Source organism: Reyranella sp., from assembly GCF_004297405.1.
Taxonomy (GTDB): Bacteria; Pseudomonadota; Alphaproteobacteria; order Reyranellales; family Reyranellaceae; genus Reyranella.
On record NZ_SCVC01000006.1, the window covers coordinates 240,209 to 256,930 of the forward strand.

Consider the following 16,722-nt stretch of genomic DNA (forward strand, 5'->3'; position numbering starts at 1 on the left):
CCGGAGCCTAAGCATGGACAGGTACGACGCAAGTGCCTATTTAGCCCCTATGTCACTGATCAAAACTGAATCCGGCGAGTGGGAAATCGTCCTCGGGCTGGAAGTCCACGCCCAGGTGATCTCCGACGCCAAGCTCTTTTCAGGCGCCCCGACCACGTTCGGCGCCGATCCCAACACGCAGGTGTCGCTGGTCGACGCCGCCATGCCCGGCATGCTGCCCGTGATCAACGAGCGCTGCGTGGAGCAGGCGGTCCGTACCGGCCTGGGACTGAATGCCAAGATCAATCTGCATTCGGTATTCGACCGCAAGAACTACTTCTATGCCGACCTGCCGGCGGGCTATCAGATTTCGCAGTACAAGGACCCGATCGTCGGCGAGGGCGTGGTCGAGATCGACCTGCCCGACGGCAAGATCCGCACGATCGGCATCGAGCGCCTGCACCTCGAACAGGACGCCGGCAAGAGCCTGCACGACCAGCATCCGAGCCAGACCTATGTCGATCTGAACCGCTCCGGCGTGGCGCTGATGGAAATCGTCAGCAAGCCCGACATGCGCAACTCGGACGAGGCAGCCGCCTATCTCACCAAGCTGCGCTCGATCGTGCGCTATCTCGGCACCTGCGACGGCAACATGGACGAGGGTTCCATGCGCTGCGACGTCAACGTCTCGGTGCGCAGGCCGGGTGGCGAGCTCGGCACGCGCTGCGAGATCAAGAACGTAAACTCGATCCGCTTCGTGAAGCAGGCCATCGAGTACGAAGCGCGGCGCCAGATCGAGGTGATCGAAGGCGGCGGCAAGATCGTGCAGGAAACCCGCCTGTTCGACCCGGGCCGCGGCGAGACACGCTCGCTGCGCTCCAAGGAAGACGCGCACGACTATCGCTACTTCCCCGATCCCGACCTGCTGCCGCTCAACCTGAAGCAGGAGTTCGTGGACTCCATCAAGGCGAGCCTGCCGGAGCTGCCCGACGCCAAGAAGGCACGCTTCACCAAGGACTATAGCCTCACGCCTTACGATGCCGGCGTGCTGGTGGCGGAAAAGGAGACGGCGGAGTTCTTCGAGACGGTGGCCAAGGGCCGGGACGGAAAGGAAGCCGTCAAGCTGGTGACGGGCGATTTCTTTGCCATGCTGAACCGGCGCGGCGTCGGGATCAGCGACTCGCCGATCAGTGCGGCTCACCTCGGCAAGCTTCTCGACCTTCAGGCCGATGGCACGATCTCTGGCCGTATCGCCAAGGATCTGTTCATCGCCATGGAGGAAACGGGCAAGGATCCGGCTGTGCTGGTGGAAGAACGTGGCCTGAAGCAGGTCACCGACACCGGCCCCATCGAAGCCGCCATCAAGGCGGTCATCGAGGCCAATCCCGACAACGTCGCCGCCTACAAGGCCAAGCCCAGCATGTTTGGCTGGTTCGTCGGCCAAGTAATGAAGGCGACGGGCGGCAAGGCCAATCCCAAGGTCGTCAACGAACTCCTGAGGAAGGCGCTCGACGCCTGACCTTCGCGGCATTCGCGTCCTGAACGGCACGGCCGTTCGATCCGGGGGGCCGCTTTGGCGGTCCCGGCGGTCGGGGAGCCTGGACGTCGGAGACGTCGCCCTTGGCGCGCTGCTCTGCCGGATGGGTGGCGCGCGTCAGGTTGAACGCGGTGTTGATTAGCGCGACGTGGGAGAAGGCCTGCGGATAGTTGCCGATCTGCTGCCGGCGCTCGGTATCGTATTCCTCCGCAAGCAGCCCGAGATCGTTGCGCAACGCCAGCAGCCGGTCGAACAACGTTTCCGCATCGGCGCGCCGTCCGATGGCAATGTAGGCATCGGCCAGCCAGAAGCTGCAAGCGAGGAAAACGCCTTCTCCAGGCTCGAGTCCGTCGTTGGTGCTTTCCGTGTCGTAGCGACGGACGAAACCGTCGACCAAAAGATCCTGCTCTATCGCCTCGACGGTGCCGACGTATCGTGGATCGGTCGGTGCGATGAACCCGACCTGTGCCAGAAGCAACAGGCTGGCATCGAGCGTCGTCTCGCCATAGGCGGACCGAAAGCTGTTCCGTTGCGGATCGAAGCCCAGCTCGCAGACCTGATCATGGACACGGGCGCGGAGCATACGCCACTCGTCGACGGGACCGGGCAGGCCATGGTGCTCGACCGCCTTGATCGCCCGATCGAAGGTCACCCAGGCCATCACCTTGGAGAAGGTGAAGTGCTGGCGCGGGCCTCGCGTCTCCCAGATGCCGTAGTCCGGCTCCGCCCAGCATCGTGCGACATGCTCGGTCAGCGCCAGTTGCAGGTCCCAGCCACTCTCCGTCGGGCTGAGTCCGCCTTCGCGTGCCTGCTCGAAGGTATCCATCAGCTCGCCATAGACGTCGAGCTGGAACTGCCGGTGCGCCGCATTGCCAATTCGCACCGGCTTGGAGCCGAGATAACCCGGCAGCCAGTCGACCTGCCATTCGGTGAGCCGCCGCTCGCCGAGGATGCCGTACATGATCTGCATGTCCGTAGGGCTGCCGGCGACGGCACGCTGCAGCCAGTCGCGCCACGCCGATGCTTCTTCATAGAGGCCGGCATTCATCAATGCGAGGAGGGTGAGGGTGGAATCCCGGATCCAGCAGAAGCGGTAGTCCCAGTTGCGGGAGCCCCCCACCTCTTCGGGCAGTGATGTTGTCGGAGCCGCCACGATGCCGCCGCTCGGCGCATAGGTCAGCGCTTTCAAGGTGATCAGCGAGCGACGGATCGCATCGGCGTGAGGACCAGCCGTGTTGGCGCGCTCGATCCAGTCGCACCAGAACTTTTCGCAATCGCGCAGCGCCTTCGCCGCATCGAACGGCGGTGGTACCGGCAAATGGGACGGACCATAGCTCAGCGTGAACGGAATGGTTTGCCCTTCCATGATCGTGAAGGCGCCGACCGTCCGGAAGTCCTCGCCATGCAGCGGCGCCGGTGTGCGCAGGACGGCCATGTCTGGTCCCGCGATGGCGCGCAGCGTGCCGTCCTTCAAACGACTGACCCAGGGAACAGTGGCGCCATAGTTGAAGCGCAACACCAGTTCCAGGCACATGGGGACCTCGCCCGATTCACCCTTGACGATGCGGATGAGGTCGGACGCCCGTCCGCGGGGCAGCATGAAGTCGATGAGGACGGCACTTCCGGACGGCGTCTCGAAGCGCGTCTCTAGAATCAAGGTTCCGCGGCGGTAGCGCCGCGATACGGACTGTTCCACGCACTGCGGTCCGATGTGCCAGCGTCCGTTGGAGGGGGTGCCGAGCAACGCCGCAAAGCAGGCTTCCGAATCGAACCTCGGCCAGCACAGCCAGTCGACCGAACCGTCGATCCCGACAAGGGCCGCTGTCTGGCAATCGCCGATCAGCCCGTAACTTTCGAGAGATGCGCTCATGTTGGATCGGGTGCGAACTGCAGGACGACCTTGATGTCGCCGTCATGGCGTTCGAACGCCTCCGGCCAGCGGGTGAGCGGCACGCGCCGCGTGATGAGGCGGGCCAGCCAGGCAGGATCGGCGGCGACAAGCGCCGTCGCGCCCATCTCATAGTGTCGCCGGTTGGCGTTGACCGAACCAAACACAACGTCGTTCTGCAGAACCACGGTGCGGTTGAAGGCGCCGACGTCGAACGGAACGGTGCGCCCGCTGCTCGATACGCCGGTGAGGCAGACGATGCCATTGCCGCCCGACCGGCACAGCGCATCCAGGATCAACGGTGAAGAGGCCGTGCATTCGATGACGATGTCGACCTGCAGGTCCGGCGGCAGCTTGTCGGCGTGGTAGACGCCGCCGAGCGCGCGGACCAGGTCAGTCTTGAGAGGCCTGTCAGCGCGATCGAGCACATGCGTCTGCAGGCCGCGCTGATGTGCCATGAGAGCGGCCAGCAATCCGACGGGGCCGGCGCCGGTGATGAGCGCGGTCCGCGGCTTCCAACTCGCAGTGCGTCGGCCGATCCGGTCGATATGGTCCCATGCCTTGGCGAGCACGCTCGCCGGCTCGAGAAGCACGCCGAGTGCTCCCAGCGACGGCGCGACCTTCACGGCGTAGGCAGGTTCCACCGAGAAGAGCTGCGATCCATATCCGTCGACGGCCTTTATGCCGCGCTCGGTGTAGAGCCCGTTCCGGCACATGTCCCATTCGCCGGCACCGCATGCAGGACAAGGCACGGGATCGGGCCGACGGACGATGCCGACGACCAGATCGCCCGCGGAGAAGCCGCTGCCTTCCGGCGAGACAAGAACGCGGCCGAGCGACTCATGTCCGATCACCAAACGTGAGGTGCCGGGCGGCGCCCAGCCGTAGTGACCCATGACGATATCGCGGTCGGTACCACAGATGCCAAGAGCGATTGTCTCCACCAGCAGATGCATGGGATCGCTGATCGGGTCGGCATATTCCTCGAGCCGGAGCGAATTGATCGTCCCGGGCTCTACGGTGATGGCTTTCACGGCTGGATCCCCGCGTTCACTGACTTCTCGATCGTCTTTCGAAAACGCAACCACCATGGCAGGGTTGCGTCCTGCGACCCGGTGGCGAGGTATGTGCTGGCGTTGCTGACGCGGCGACATGGGAGACATGATGACGGCGAAACTCTATGCCATGACCTGCGGCCGGCTTGTCGGCCGGTTGAAGGACATGATCGAGGGGGAGGACGGCCAGGTCGCCTTGCCGATTCCGTCCTACCTGATCGAACATCCCAAAGGCCGCGCGCTGTTCGACACGGGTATGCATCCGCAATGCCGCGACGATGCAGCGGGACGCCTCGGCGAACGAGTGGCGCGCATCTTCGGCTTCGAGCAGTACGGTCCACAGGACGACGTGAAGTCACGCCTTGAGTCGATCGACCGCGATCCCGGCAAGATCGACTTCATCGTCAACTCACACCTGCATTTCGACCACGCCGGCGGCAACGAGCTGGTCCCGAATGCCACCATGGTCGTGCAGAAGCGCGAGTGGCAGGCGGCGCAGGACCCCGAGACCGCCGCCAAGGTCGGCTTCTTTCGCGCCGACTTCGATCATGGCCATAAGGTGATGCAGGTCGAGGGCGAGCATGACCTGTTCGGCGACGGCAGCGTAGTTTGCCTGCCGACCTACGGGCATACGCCTGGCCACCAGTCCTTGAAGGTGCGCACCGAGGCCGGCGAAATCGTGATCACCGGCGACGCCTGCTATTTCTGCCGCACCCTGCGTGAACGCCGGCTGCCGCGCTTCGTCTGGGACCGCGAGCAGATGCTCGTCTCCCTCGACCGGCTGGAGGCGCTGGAGAAGGGCGGGGCCAAGCTCTTCTTCGGCCACGACCCCGACTTCTGGAAGGGCGTGCGGCAGGCGCCAGTGCCTGCGTTCTGACGCACGTCTCTAATTCTGCGGCATGAACTCGATCATGAAGCCGCCAGTCTGCTCCGGTGCCACCAGCACGCGATCGCCTTCGGTCAAGGCGAAGTGCACATTGTTGGCGCGGAGCAGCGCCTGCAGCGGCCGCGAGCGCTCGACGGCGATAGCTGCACCGACGATCGACGGCAGCTCGCTGGGCGCCATTACTTCCAGCGCCTTGTATTCGAGCTGGTAGGCGAGCGGCGACCAGATCAGCAGCTCGACCGAGCCAGTCTTCAACAGCATGCAGCCATCGAAGATCTCTTCGAGCGTGCCGCCGCAGCTCGCCTTGAGCGCCTTGGCGGTTTCTCGCGGGTTCTCGGCAACGGCGTGGATCGCCATCAGGCCGAGCGCGCCGTTGGGATGGACGATCCATTCCGGCTCCATGAAGGCATCCGGTGTCTCGTGCTTGACCGGGAACCAGGGGATCGGTCCGCCGCTCTCGCCAACCACGACACCGGCATCGACCTCGAAACCGTCCTCGGTCTCCCAGGCGTGGGTACGTTCCTCGCCTTCGAGTTCGGCGACATTCAGTGCCAGTGCGATAACAGCCGGGTCACCCTGCAGCAGCTCGATGTAGTTCGGAATATCGTCGCGGTCCGGCTGAAAGCAGATGCAGCGCGGCTCCACGCCCTCAGGCGTCAGGTTGAAGCCGAGCTGTCCCAGTTTCAGGGCGGCGCCCTCGGGATCCGAGAGGGTCAGCGAGAGGTGGTCGATATCGCGTGCCGAGATTTTCATGCCCGCTCATACAGGCTTAACCAGCCCGCCCTCAAGTGCGATGCTTCGACTCTCATAGAGGAGGAATAATGTCTAAGATTACCCTTTACGGCATCTGGTTGAGCGGTCCGACCTACAAGGCCGGCTTGGCGCTGTCCCTGATGGGCCAGCCCTTTGCCTACAAGCACATCGACCTGCGTGCTGGCGCGCACAAGCAGCCGGATTATCTTGCTATCAATCGCTTCGGGCAGGTGCCGGCGCTCGTCGACGGCGACCTCAAGCTCTGCCAGTCCGGCTCGATCCTGCTCTATCTCGCCGACAAGTTCGGCAAAATGGGCGGCAAGACGGCCGAGGAGAAGGCGCGGGTTCGCGAGTGGCTGTTCTGGGAATACGACCGCCTGGCGTCGAACGTCTATCGGCCACGCGCCATCAAGCGCGGCTTCATGAAGGCCGACGACAATGTCTATCAGCTCTACACGGGTCTCGCGAACGACGCGCTGAAGGTCCTGGAGAGCGCGCTCGGCACGTCGTCGTTCCTGGTCGGCGACGAAGCGACCGTCGCCGACGTCGCGGTCTATGGCGACGTCGCATATGCCGACGAAGGCGGCATCGACCTCGGACCTTACGCCAACATCAAGGCGTGGATGGCGAGGGTCGAGAAGCTGCCGGGCTTCAAGAAGTACGAGGACGTGCTACCCAAGCAGGACGCAGCCTGAGGCTGCGATAGTCAGGCGGCCGCCAGTGCTTTCTTCATGGCGGTCGCCGCGACGTCCATCAACGTGCCAATCGCGGGGGCGAGTTCATTGGGTAGCAGGTCGATCGTCCAGACGATCCGGCTGCCATCGCCCTCGGGAAAGACCTGGACGGCGGCATTATAGTGGCTCGCCTGGCCGTCGATGACGGCATAGACCAGCCGGCAGTTCTCGTCGTCGAGCGTGACCAGCCGCTCGCGAGCCACCATGCCGTTGAAGAAGGTCAGGATGCGATCGCCCTGGTCCATCTCGAGACCGGTCAGGAAGCCCGGCGCGACTTTCGTATGCACGGCGCCGAAATCCCGAATGGCATGCCAAACTGGTGTTGCACCAGCGTTGACGGGGATCTCTTTCTTCAAGGTTGCCATGTTCGTCGCTCCTCTATGGGTAAAGGGAACATGGTGAGCCAGTAGGTATGGGTCTGGCGGATTTCGGACATGGTCGCCGGAAGAAGCAGTATCAGGCCTCTTCCATCATCTGCTTCCAACTTGCCTCGACGCTGGCACGGTCGAGGTCACGGGTGATGAACACCAGGCGCGAACGGCGGTCGGTGTCGGGCCAGCGCGCGAGCAGGGTTGGGGGATGGAAGGTCCGATGCACGCCATGGATCACCAGCGGCTGACTTTCACCGACGACGTTCAGCACGCCCTTGACCCGGAGCAGCCGGTCGCCCCAGGAGGCGCGCACCGCCATCAGCCAGCGATTGAAGAAATCCCAGTCGAGCGGTTCCTCGAAGGTCAGGCAGAACGAGCCGATATGCTCGTTGTGCCGCGAGCGGTCGTGATGGTGGTGCTCGTGACCGTCGTGGTGGTGCGCTTGGTCATGGGCCTCGGCATTGAGCCAGGCCTGGACCTTGTCGCCCTTGCCGGCCGGGTCGGATGGGCCTGAGTCGAACAAGAGGGCCGGATCGATGTCGCCCTGGACGATCTCGTAGAGTGCCGCACCGGGGTTGAGCTCCTCCAGCCGTGCCCGCAGCTGGGCGCTGGCAGTGATATCGGCAAGGTCTGTCTTGCTGATCAGCAAACGGTCGGCGACAGCGGCTTGTTTTACCGCTTCCGCATGTTCATCGAGCTGACGCGCGCCATTCACGGCATCGACCGTGGTGACGACGCCGTCGAGGCGATAGTCGTGGCTGATCATGGGATGATTGAGCAGCAACTGCAGAATGGGCGCCGGATCGGCGAGGCCGGTCGTCTCCAGCAGCACGCGGTCGAAGGGCGGCGTTTCAGCAGCGGCGCGGCGTTTGGCGATGTCACGCAAGGTGCGGTCGAGATCACCCTGGATGGTGCAGCACACGCATCCCGATTGCAGGAGGACCATGTCGCCGCCGACCTGTTCCATGAACAGGTGATCGAGGCCGACTTCGCCGAACTCGTTCACCAGCACCAGGCTGCGCGCCATGCGGCTGTCGCCCAGCACGCGGTTCAGCAGCGTGGTCTTCCCGCTACCGAGGAAGCCGGTGATCAGGGCCACCGGCAGACGCTCGGCCGACTTGTCGCGATCAAACAGACTCATGGGGCCGCCTCACCGGATGACACGTTCGGGAATGCATATGTAACAAGATAACAAATGCCAGTTCTTCTTGACGGTCCAATGAGACGGCACGACGCTTCGGGCATCAATCAATAAAAGGAGGGGCGTCCATGGACTCGAGATATCTGAAGGACAAGGAAGGGCTCAAGTCGTCGACGCCCGAGGTCGATGACGACCGTCGGGCGTTCCTCACCGCCGGGCTGGTCGGTGGCGCGGTCGCGGCTGGCGCGTTGGTCGCAGGTGCGGCGCACGCGCAACAGGTCGCGCAAGCGCCGGCGCTTTCGGACAAACCGTGGTGGCCGCATCCAAAGTGGGGCAAGGACGATCAGGCTGGCGCCTCCAACCACATGACGCCGGCCAAAGTTCTCGACACTGTGAAGCTGATCAAGGACGGCAAGGTCTATCGCATCGGCCGCATGTACGAATCGGGCATGCCCAAGTTCGGCGAGCGTGCTTTCACGTTGCGTATTCCCGGCGGGCCGACAGGTGGACCGTTCGGCACCAACAAGCTGATCTACAACGACGAGTATCTCGCCACCGAGATCGGCCAGACCGGTACGCAGTTCGATGGCCTCGCCCATATCGGCATCCAGATGGGCAAGGACGGCGACAAGAACGAGATGCGCTACTACAACGGCGTCACCGAGCAGGAAATGGGCGGCGCCTATGGCATGCGCAAGCTCGGCATCGAGAATGTGAAGCCGTTCTTCACGCGCGGACATCTGTTCGATATCGAAGCGCTGAAGGGCAACATGATGGAGGCTGGCCAGGAGATCACTGTCGCCGACCTGCGGGCTGCGCTCCAGAAGCAGAACATGCAGGAAGCCGATATCAAGGAAGGCGATGCCGTCTTCTTCAATACCGGCTGGGGCAAGCTCTGGATGAAGAACAACGACAAGTTCAACGGCGGCGAGCCCGGTATCGGCCTCGAAGTGGCCAAATGGTGTGTCGACAAGGGCATTGCCCTCACCGGCGCCGATCAATGGGCGACAGAGGTCGTACCCAACCCGAACAAGGACCTGGCCTTCGTGGTGCATAGCGAGCTGATATGCAAGAACGGCATCTTCAACCACGAGAACCTGGACTTCACGGCGCTGATCGCCGATCGCAAGTACCAGTTCGCCTACATCTTCTCGCCCGCACCCATCAAGGGCGCGACGGGTTCGAACGGTGGCCCGATCGCGGTGACTTGATCGTCGAAACGGTCTGGAGAAACGCCCTCGCTTAGGCGGGGGCGTTTTGCTTTGATGGAAGAAAGTTCGGGAGGAGAGCGTATGACGTTGTTTCGCGTGGCTGCTGCTGCGGCCGTTGCCATCCCCTTGGCCTTCGGCGCAGCGTTGCCAGCCAGCGCACAGGGTATCCCCAAGGTCCAATCACCAGAGGAGGTGGGCTTTCTTTCGACTCGCCTGAAGCGGCTTAGCGATCGATTGAACGAGGGCGTGAAGAACAACGAACTGCCGGGCGCCGTCGTGCTGATAGCGCGCAACGGCAAGATCGTGCTGTTCGAGTCCTACGGCTTTCGCGACAAGGACGCCAAGGTGGCGATGACCAACGATACGATCTTCCGTATCGCCTCGATGACCAAGCCGATCGTGACGCTCGCGGCCATGATGCTGATGGAGGAGGGCAAGCTCACCCTGGCTGACAGGGTGTCGATGTACATTCCGGCCTTCGCCGACACCAAGGTTGCCGTCCAGAAGAGAAATGCCGACGGCACGGTCGAGCAGGTGCTGCTGCCGCAGTTTCGGCCAATGACGGTACACGACCTGATGCGTCATACCTCGGGTCTGACCTACGGTGCGGCCGGCGCCAATCCGGTCAAGCAATCCTATCTCGACATGAAGGTGAACGACCGCGGTCAGACCAATGCCGAGATGGCGGACAAGCTCGCCAAGCTGGCGCTGCTCTACCAGCCGGGCACGACCTGGGAATATTCCATGTCGACCGACGTGCTGGGCCGCGTTGTCGAGGTCGCCTCGGGCATGCCGCTCGACAAGTTCATTGAGGAGCGCATCACAAAGCCACTCAAGATGGGTGATACGGCCTTCGAAGTGCCGGCCGACAAGAAGGCGCGGGGCGCCAAGCCCATGAAAGAGGGGCCGAAGAACGAGATGCCGCCGATCCCCGACGTCACCGAGAAGTTCACCTGGCGCTCGGGAGGCGGTGGCATGGTGTCGACCGCGGCCGACTATGCGCGCTTCCTCCAGATGTTCGCCAATGGTGGCCAACTCGATGGTGTGCGGCTGGTGTCGCGCAAGACCATCGACCTGATGACCGCGGACGCGCTGCCGCCCGACATCAAGATGGGCGCCGACATGTTTCGCTTCGAAGCGCTGGAGCCCAGCGCTGCGATGGGGCAGGGGTTCGGCCTGGGCTTCGCCGTGCGCAACGTGCAGGGCGTGAACCCGCTGCCGGGATCTCCCAATGATTATTACTGGGGCGGCGCCTACGGCACCTATTTCTGGCACGACCCGCGGGAGCGCATGTACGTCGTGTTCATGATGCAGTCGCCACAGGCCCGGCTGCGCTATCGCTTCCTGATGCGCGATCTCGTCTATCAGGCGATGGTGAACTGAGACGGTGGTCTGAAAAGACCACTAGGCAATCGCGTGAGCTGCCGTCACACTACAAAGGCGTAGGCGAAATATCGCCACGTCTTGGACCCTGGGGAGGGGCGCCGATGTCGGAGCAGGCTTCAGTCCTGGCCGTGACGATGGCGGATTGAGCAGGCTCGATGGACGCCTCGCTCGATCTACTGCTCAATGCGTTGATCTCTGGGCTGCTACTCGGCGGCTTCTATGCGGCGGTTTCGATCGGCGTGGCGATCTCGTTTGGCTTGCTGGACGTCGTCAACATCGCCCACCCGGCCTTCATTCTGCTCGGCTCCTACGTTGCCTTCCTGGGCAACACCGTGTTGGGGATCGATCCGATCCTGGCGGCGCTGATCGCGATGCCGGCCTTCTACTTCCTCGGCATGCTGGCCTATCAGGTCTACTACGTTGCGTTCGAGCGGCGTGACGACCAGTCCCTGCGGGGGCTTTCGTTTTTCTTCGGTCTGCTGTTCATCACCGAAGTCGCTCTCGTGCTGGTTTTCGGTGTCGACTACCGCACGGTGCAGGCCCGCTATATCGGGGCAACGATCAGTCTCGGCCTGTTCGACCTGCCGTTGCGGCTCCTGGTGCCTTTCCTGGTGTCGATGGCCATGGTGACGGTGCTGCAGCTCTTCCTGTCACGGACCTTCATCGGCCGGGCCATCCAGGCTGTGGCACAGGACCAGCTCGCCTTGCGCCTGATGGCCGCTAACCCGATCAAGATCAAGCGTATCGCCTTCGGCCTTTCGATTGCCACGGCATCATTGGCCGGCGCGTTCCTGATCATCATCCAGCCGGTGGAGCCGTCGATCGGCCGCGAATATATCGGCCGCGTCTTTGCGATCTGCGTGCTGGGCGGGCTGGGCAGCTTTCCGGGCATGGTGATCGCGGCAATGACGCTCGGTATCGCGGAGAGCCTGACCGCGACGTTCTTCGGTCCGTCGTGGGCGCCCGCAGTGGCCTTCGGCATCCTGCTCGTCACCCTGGCGGTACGACCCAGTGGCATCCTTGGTCGATAAGACTGCCGCGAGCGGCGTTCTTCCAGGCCTGCGAGGGCTGCCGTTCGTTTTGGTGCTGATAGCCATTGCCGCGGTGATCTTCGCCACGGGCCGCTGGCTCGGCAGCTCCTATGCCTTCTTCGTGGGCTATGTCGTTCTGCAGTACATCGTGTTGGGCACGGCCTGGAACATCCTGGGCGGTTACACCGGGTACGTGAACTTCGGCGTCACGGCCTTCTTCGCCATCGGCGCCTACTCGACCGTGGTGTTGAACAAGCTCGTGCCGGCCATGCCGCTGCCGGTGATGATCCTGATCGGCGGCGCGATGGCGGGTCTGGTCGGACTCGGCACCGGCTATCTCACCCTGCGCCTGCGGGGCGTGTTTTTCTCCATCGCCACCTTGGCGCTGGCCGTCGTGGTCCAGACCTTGATCACCAATTGGGATTTCGTTGGTGGAGCGAGGGGCGCCTATGTGTTGCGGCCGCGTATCGCGCCACTGATCGGCGGTGAGTACGTACAGTACCTGTTCCTGATCATGCTGGGGCTTTGCGTCATTGTGCTGGCGACGGCGCGAGCCATCGAGCGCTCCGCTCTCGGCTACGGCTTTGCCGCCATCCGCGACGATGAGGCGGCAGCCGAGGCCTCAGGCGTGCCGACCCTGCGGTTGAAGCTGATTGCGACCGGGCTTTCCGGCGGCTTCATGGGCATGGCCGGTGCGCCTCTGCCGTTCTACGTGACTTACCTCGATCCCGCCTCGGGCTTCAGCCTGAACTATGCAGTCAATGCCATCGCCATGCCGTTGATCGGCGGCACCTCAAGCTGGCTGGGGCCGGTTGTCGGCGCCATCCTGGTGGGCGGCCTGCAGGAATATCTACGCGTGACGATCTCGTCTGCCGTCAACGTGCTGGTCGCAGGTGTGCTGATGGTCGCCTTCGTGATCCTCGCACCTCAGGGCATCGTGGGCCTCTTCCAGAGGAAGAAGCGATGACGGCGCTGCTTCGCATCGAGGGGCTGGGCAAGCGCTTCGGCGGCTTCGTAGCGCTGGAGGCGATCGACCTCGAAGTGCAGCAGGGTGAACGGCTCGGCCTGATCGGACCCAATGGCTCGGGTAAGTCGACGCTGGTCAATTGCATCTGTGGCACGCTTCAGAATGAGAGCGGCCGTGTGCGCTTCGGTGAGGAAGCGCTGGATGGGTTGTCAGCGCATCAGCGCACGCGCCGTGGCCTGGCACGCAGTTTCCAGTTGCCGCGCCCCTTCGGCAGCCTGTCACTGGCCGAGAACGTACGTATCCCGATCCTTTACACCGTGAATGCCCGGCCTGGCGTGGGCCTCGGCCGCAGCGCAATCGAGGCACGTTGCCTGGAGCTGTTGGGAGAGGTCGGTCTTGCCGACAAGGCAGGCCTGCGTCCGCGCGATCTGACGCAGATCGAGATGCGCAAGCTCGAGCTTGCGCGCGCCATGGCGACCGATCCCAAGCTGCTGATCGCCGACGAGGCGATGGCGGGCCTCAGCCACAACGAAGTCGACGAGATCATCGCCCTGCTGATCCGGCTGAACGGGCAGGGCGTCACCGTGATCATGATTGAACATATCATGCGGGCGGTGATGGAATTCTCCCAGCGCCTCGCGGTGCTGGTGGCGGGCCGCAAGATCGCCGATGGCACGCCGCAGGAGGTCGTGCGCAACCCCGAAGTCGTGAGGGCCTACCTTGGCGAGTAGCCTCACTGTCGCCAACATCGACGCCGGATACGGTTCCGTGCGCGTGCTAGAGGATGTCTCGCTGCAGGTCGGAGCGGGGGAGACGGTGGCGCTGCTCGGCACCAACGGCAACGGCAAGTCGACGCTGATGAAGTCCATCATGGGCATCGTGCAGCCGGTGGCCGGCAGCATCCGGGCTACCATCGACGATGTGGAGCACGAACTGATCGGCCGCTCGACGGAAGAGATCGTCGATCTCGGCGTTGCTTTCGTGCCGGAGGGGCGACGGCTCTTCCCCAAGCTCACGGTGACCGAGAACCTGCTGCTGGGCGCCTTCCGGCCCAAGGCGCGCTCGGCCATTCAGCGCAATCTCGACTTCTGTTTCGAGACCTTCCCACGGCTCAAGGAACGGGCACGCCAGCTCGCCGGCAGCATGAGCGGCGGCGAACAGCAGATGCTGGCGCTGGCGCGGGCGCTGATGTCGGCGCCGCGCATTCTGTTGATCGACGAACCCTCGGTCGGACTGGCGCCGCTGCTGGTCAAGCGCACCATCGACAAGATCAAGGAGCTGAAGGAGGGATATGACCTGACGGTCCTGATGGCCGAGCAGAACTTCACCCAGGCCATCCGCATCGCCGACCGTGGCTACGTCATTGTCCACGGCCGCATCGCGTTCATCGGCAACTCCGCTGAAGCGCTCAGCAACAACGAGTTGATTCGCGAGTTCTACCTCGGGGCCTAAATCGTCACTTCTTCGGATCGTACGGATAGATGATGTTGCCAGTCTTGTACTTGGTCGGCCACAGAATCACTTCCGTCTTGGGATCGCGGAACTGATCGACGCCGTTGCCGCTCACGCCCTGGAACTGTGCGGCAACCACCTGCGATTCCTGCCACTCGCCCTCGGCGTTGAACTTGATGTCGCCGACCACGGTCTTGAACGTGTTCTTGCGGGCGAACTCCGCGAGCTTGGCGTCGTCGGCACTGCCGGCGCCCTTGACGGCTTGCTCGACGACCTGACCCAACGCATAGCCGAACGGTGGCAGGTAGTAGCCCAGCAGATCGACACCGGCCTCGGCTGACTTGGCCTGATATTTCTTCAGGAACTCGCGGCCTTCGTCGGTGGCGAAGCCTGCCCAGGGCAGCCAGAAGTCGTAGACCACAATGCCGTTCAGGAGCGGTCCCAGCTGAGTCTTGATGGCGGTCGCTTGCAAACCGACCATGCCGCCGCCGTACATCTTGGGCTTGAAGCCGATCTCGTGCGTGGCGCGGATGATGCCTACGGAGTCGGGCGGGTAGGAGGCGGCGAAGAAGATGTCGGGATTGGTCGCCGCGACCGCTCGTACGATCGGTGTGTAGTCGGCCGTCGTCGGCGGGTAGGTCTTGTCGTAGACGATCTTCAGCCCGTACTGCTTGGCTTGGGCACGCACACCGTCGAGCGCATTGCGCGGGAACTCGGCGTCGGCGCCGATGAGGGCGAGCGTCTGTGGCTTGGGCGTCTGCTCCATGGCGACAGCGAAGAAGCCTTCGGCAAAAGCCTCCTTGGGCTTCGGTCCGCCGGTCGGCGTGATCGAGAAGTAGCGTGGATATTTGAATTCGCTGTTAACTGCCAGGCCCAGCAGTGCGAAAAAGGTTCGATCGTGCTGCATGACCACCGGCATTGCCGGCGCGATCATGTTGGTGGCATAGCCGCTGGTGACGATATCGACTTTGTCGACATCCATGAGCTTGGTGTAGAGGCCGGGTACGTTCGAGGGATTGGACTGGTCGTCGTAGTAGACGAGCTTTACCGGCCGGCCGAGCAGACCACCTCGTGCATTGACGTCCTGTTCCCAAATCTGCATGGCCAGCAGTGCTGCCTTGCCGTTGGGCGCAAGTCCGCCGGTCAACGCCATGCCGAAGCCGATCGTGAACGGCTTGGCCTGCGCCTGAGCCGACCCGAGCGCGCTCGTACCGGCACCTGCAGCGGCTGCCAGCTTGCCGAAGGTGCGACGCCTGATAAGCATGAACCTTCCTCCCCGATTTTCTTGTATCGACTGGCGATCCTAGACCGGAATCCGAGCCGCTGTCATCGGACGGCGGCGCGGCGTCCCGGTTGAAAGACCGGCATCACCTCGCGAGCGAAGGCGCGCAGGTTGGCCAGCGAGGCGTTGGGATCGACCAGCAGGATATTGGTGGCGCCAACTGCCTCCAGCTCGTGAAGGCGCGCGATGATCTCCTCGGGCAGGCCGAGCAGGACGGCGGTATCATCCTCGATCCGGTCCGGCAGCTTGTCGCGCGCCAGATCGCCGATCACGCCGATCACGCGTTTGCGTGTCTCGTAGGCGGCGGCCCGCTCGCTCTCGTGATGGATCATCTGCAGGGCGCGGGCTGTTGCCACCAGGCCGGGATGGTAGACGCGTCCGACGCGCTCACATTCCTCACGGAAGAGGGCGATACGCCGGCCGATCTGGTCGGTTTGGGCGAGCTGATCGAGCAGCAGATGATAGCCCTCGCGCGCAGCGCGGCGCACGCTGTCCGGGCTGCCGGCGGCCAGCCATATCGGCGGATGAGGATGCTGCACCGGTGCGGGCTCGACCAGGATATTGTCGTAGTGCCAGCGCTTGCCGTGATGGCTGAACCGGCCTTCCGTCGTCCACGCCTTGCGGATCACATCCATGGCCTCGTCGAAGCGCTCCGTGGCCTCGGCCATGGGGATGCAGAAGCCATCGAATTCGGCCTGGCGGTAACCTTTGCCGACACCGAAGTCGACCCGGCCACCCGTCAGCAGGTCGAGCGTGGCGACCTGCTCGGCAATCAGCACGGGATTGTGCCAGGGCAGGACGACGACGGCGGTGCCGAGGCGGATGTTCTTCGTCCTGGCGGCGAGATAGGCCAGGACGGTGATCGAGGCCGAGACCTGGCCGTGGCCGGTGAAATGATGCTCGACCATGAAGAGCTGACGGAAGCCCAGCCGGTCGGCCTCGATCACATACTCGATGAAGGTCTCGTAGCCCTGGCTGTCTTCGAGGCCGACCGCTGGCTTGGTCCGCGCTCCGCCGAACAGTCCGAACTGCATTGGCCGCCCTCCACC

General features: G+C 63.5%; 16 protein-coding genes. 9 read left to right on the forward strand and 7 right to left on the reverse strand.

Annotated features, from left to right (window positions below; translation table 11 throughout):
* Window positions 1–49 precede the first annotated feature (49 nt).
* Entirely contained in the window at window positions 50–1,498 is a 1,449-nt protein-coding gene (gatB, locus tag EPO50_RS03305) for an Asp-tRNA(Asn)/Glu-tRNA(Gln) amidotransferase subunit GatB (protein WP_296341226.1), read from the forward strand.
* On the opposite strand, the gene EPO50_RS03310 is transcribed toward gatB, so the two are convergent.
* Together EPO50_RS03310 and EPO50_RS03315 are read right to left on the reverse strand one after the other, a co-directional pair.
* Window positions 1,464–3,386, reverse strand: coding sequence for a glycoside hydrolase family 15 protein (locus tag EPO50_RS03310; RefSeq protein ID WP_296341227.1), 1,923 nt, complete (start codon window positions 3,384–3,386; stop codon window positions 1,464–1,466). The two genes, gatB and EPO50_RS03310, sit on opposite strands and share 35 nt — an antisense overlap.
* Window positions 3,383–4,438, reverse strand: coding sequence for a glucose 1-dehydrogenase (locus EPO50_RS03315; protein ID WP_296341228.1), 1,056 nt, complete (start codon window positions 4,436–4,438; stop codon window positions 3,383–3,385). Before EPO50_RS03315 ends, EPO50_RS03310 begins: the two co-directional genes overlap by 4 nt.
* A gap of 130 nt (window positions 4,439–4,568) precedes the next feature.
* Between EPO50_RS03315 and EPO50_RS03320 the strand changes: the two genes are divergently transcribed.
* Window positions 4,569–5,336 carry an N-acyl homoserine lactonase family protein gene (locus tag EPO50_RS03320; RefSeq protein WP_296341229.1) on the forward strand — a complete coding sequence of 256 codons (768 nt, stop codon included), beginning with the start codon at window positions 4,569–4,571 and terminating at the stop codon, window positions 5,334–5,336.
* Window positions 5,337–5,345: 9 nt separating this feature from the next.
* On the opposite strand, the gene EPO50_RS03325 is transcribed toward EPO50_RS03320, so the two are convergent.
* Entirely contained in the window at window positions 5,346–6,098 is a 753-nt protein-coding gene (locus EPO50_RS03325; RefSeq protein WP_296341230.1) for a hypothetical protein, read from the reverse strand.
* A 68-nt stretch (window positions 6,099–6,166) separates the two neighbouring features.
* Here EPO50_RS03325 and EPO50_RS03330 point away from each other — a divergent pair, with 68 nt between their 5' ends.
* Entirely contained in the window at window positions 6,167–6,793 is a 627-nt protein-coding gene (locus EPO50_RS03330) for a glutathione S-transferase family protein (RefSeq protein ID WP_296341231.1), read from the forward strand.
* Window positions 6,794–6,804: 11 nt separating this feature from the next.
* On the opposite strand, the gene EPO50_RS03335 is transcribed toward EPO50_RS03330, so the two are convergent.
* Window positions 6,805–7,197 (reverse strand): SRPBCC family protein, encoded by a 393-nt coding sequence (locus EPO50_RS03335; RefSeq protein ID WP_296341232.1) that lies wholly within the window; start codon window positions 7,195–7,197, stop codon window positions 6,805–6,807.
* A gap of 91 nt (window positions 7,198–7,288) precedes the next feature.
* Window positions 7,289–8,344, reverse strand: a complete 1,056-nt coding sequence (locus EPO50_RS03340; protein WP_296341233.1) for a GTP-binding protein — start codon at window positions 8,342–8,344, stop codon at window positions 7,289–7,291.
* Between the two features lie 128 nt (window positions 8,345–8,472).
* Here EPO50_RS03340 and EPO50_RS03345 point away from each other — a divergent pair, with 128 nt between their 5' ends.
* The 6 genes from EPO50_RS03345 (at window position 8,473) to EPO50_RS03370 (ending at window position 14,391) form a co-directional block, all read left to right on the forward strand.
* Window positions 8,473–9,555 carry a cyclase family protein gene (locus tag EPO50_RS03345; RefSeq protein ID WP_296341234.1) on the forward strand — a complete coding sequence of 361 codons (1,083 nt, stop codon included), beginning with the start codon at window positions 8,473–8,475 and terminating at the stop codon, window positions 9,553–9,555.
* Between the two features lie 81 nt (window positions 9,556–9,636).
* The gene (locus EPO50_RS03350) at window positions 9,637–10,938 is read left to right on the forward strand and encodes a serine hydrolase (protein WP_296341235.1); all 1,302 of its coding nucleotides are present in this window, start codon (window positions 9,637–9,639) and stop codon (window positions 10,936–10,938) included.
* A gap of 158 nt (window positions 10,939–11,096) precedes the next feature.
* Entirely contained in the window at window positions 11,097–11,972 is an 876-nt protein-coding gene (locus EPO50_RS03355) for a branched-chain amino acid ABC transporter permease (RefSeq protein ID WP_296341236.1), read from the forward strand.
* Complete coding sequence (locus EPO50_RS03360) at window positions 11,962–12,939, forward strand: branched-chain amino acid ABC transporter permease (protein ID WP_296341237.1); 978 nt, start codon at window positions 11,962–11,964, stop codon at window positions 12,937–12,939. Before EPO50_RS03355 ends, EPO50_RS03360 begins: the two co-directional genes overlap by 11 nt.
* On the forward strand, window positions 12,936–13,670 hold the full coding sequence (locus EPO50_RS03365; RefSeq protein WP_296341238.1) for an ABC transporter ATP-binding protein: 735 nt from the start codon (window positions 12,936–12,938) through the stop codon (window positions 13,668–13,670). The genes EPO50_RS03360 and EPO50_RS03365 overlap by 4 nt, the downstream gene beginning before the upstream one ends.
* The gene (locus tag EPO50_RS03370; RefSeq protein WP_296341239.1) at window positions 13,660–14,391 is read left to right on the forward strand and encodes an ABC transporter ATP-binding protein; all 732 of its coding nucleotides are present in this window, start codon (window positions 13,660–13,662) and stop codon (window positions 14,389–14,391) included. Before EPO50_RS03365 ends, EPO50_RS03370 begins: the two co-directional genes overlap by 11 nt.
* A 4-nt stretch (window positions 14,392–14,395) precedes the next feature.
* On the opposite strand, the gene EPO50_RS03375 is transcribed toward EPO50_RS03370, so the two are convergent.
* Both EPO50_RS03375 and EPO50_RS03380 read right to left on the reverse strand, forming a co-directional pair.
* Window positions 14,396–15,655 carry an amino acid ABC transporter substrate-binding protein gene (locus tag EPO50_RS03375; protein ID WP_296341240.1) on the reverse strand — a complete coding sequence of 420 codons (1,260 nt, stop codon included), beginning with the start codon at window positions 15,653–15,655 and terminating at the stop codon, window positions 14,396–14,398.
* A 62-nt stretch (window positions 15,656–15,717) separates the two neighbouring features.
* Window positions 15,718–16,707 (reverse strand): LLM class flavin-dependent oxidoreductase, encoded by a 990-nt coding sequence (locus tag EPO50_RS03380; protein ID WP_296341241.1) that lies wholly within the window; start codon window positions 16,705–16,707, stop codon window positions 15,718–15,720.
* Window positions 16,708–16,722: the final 15 nt, after the last annotated feature.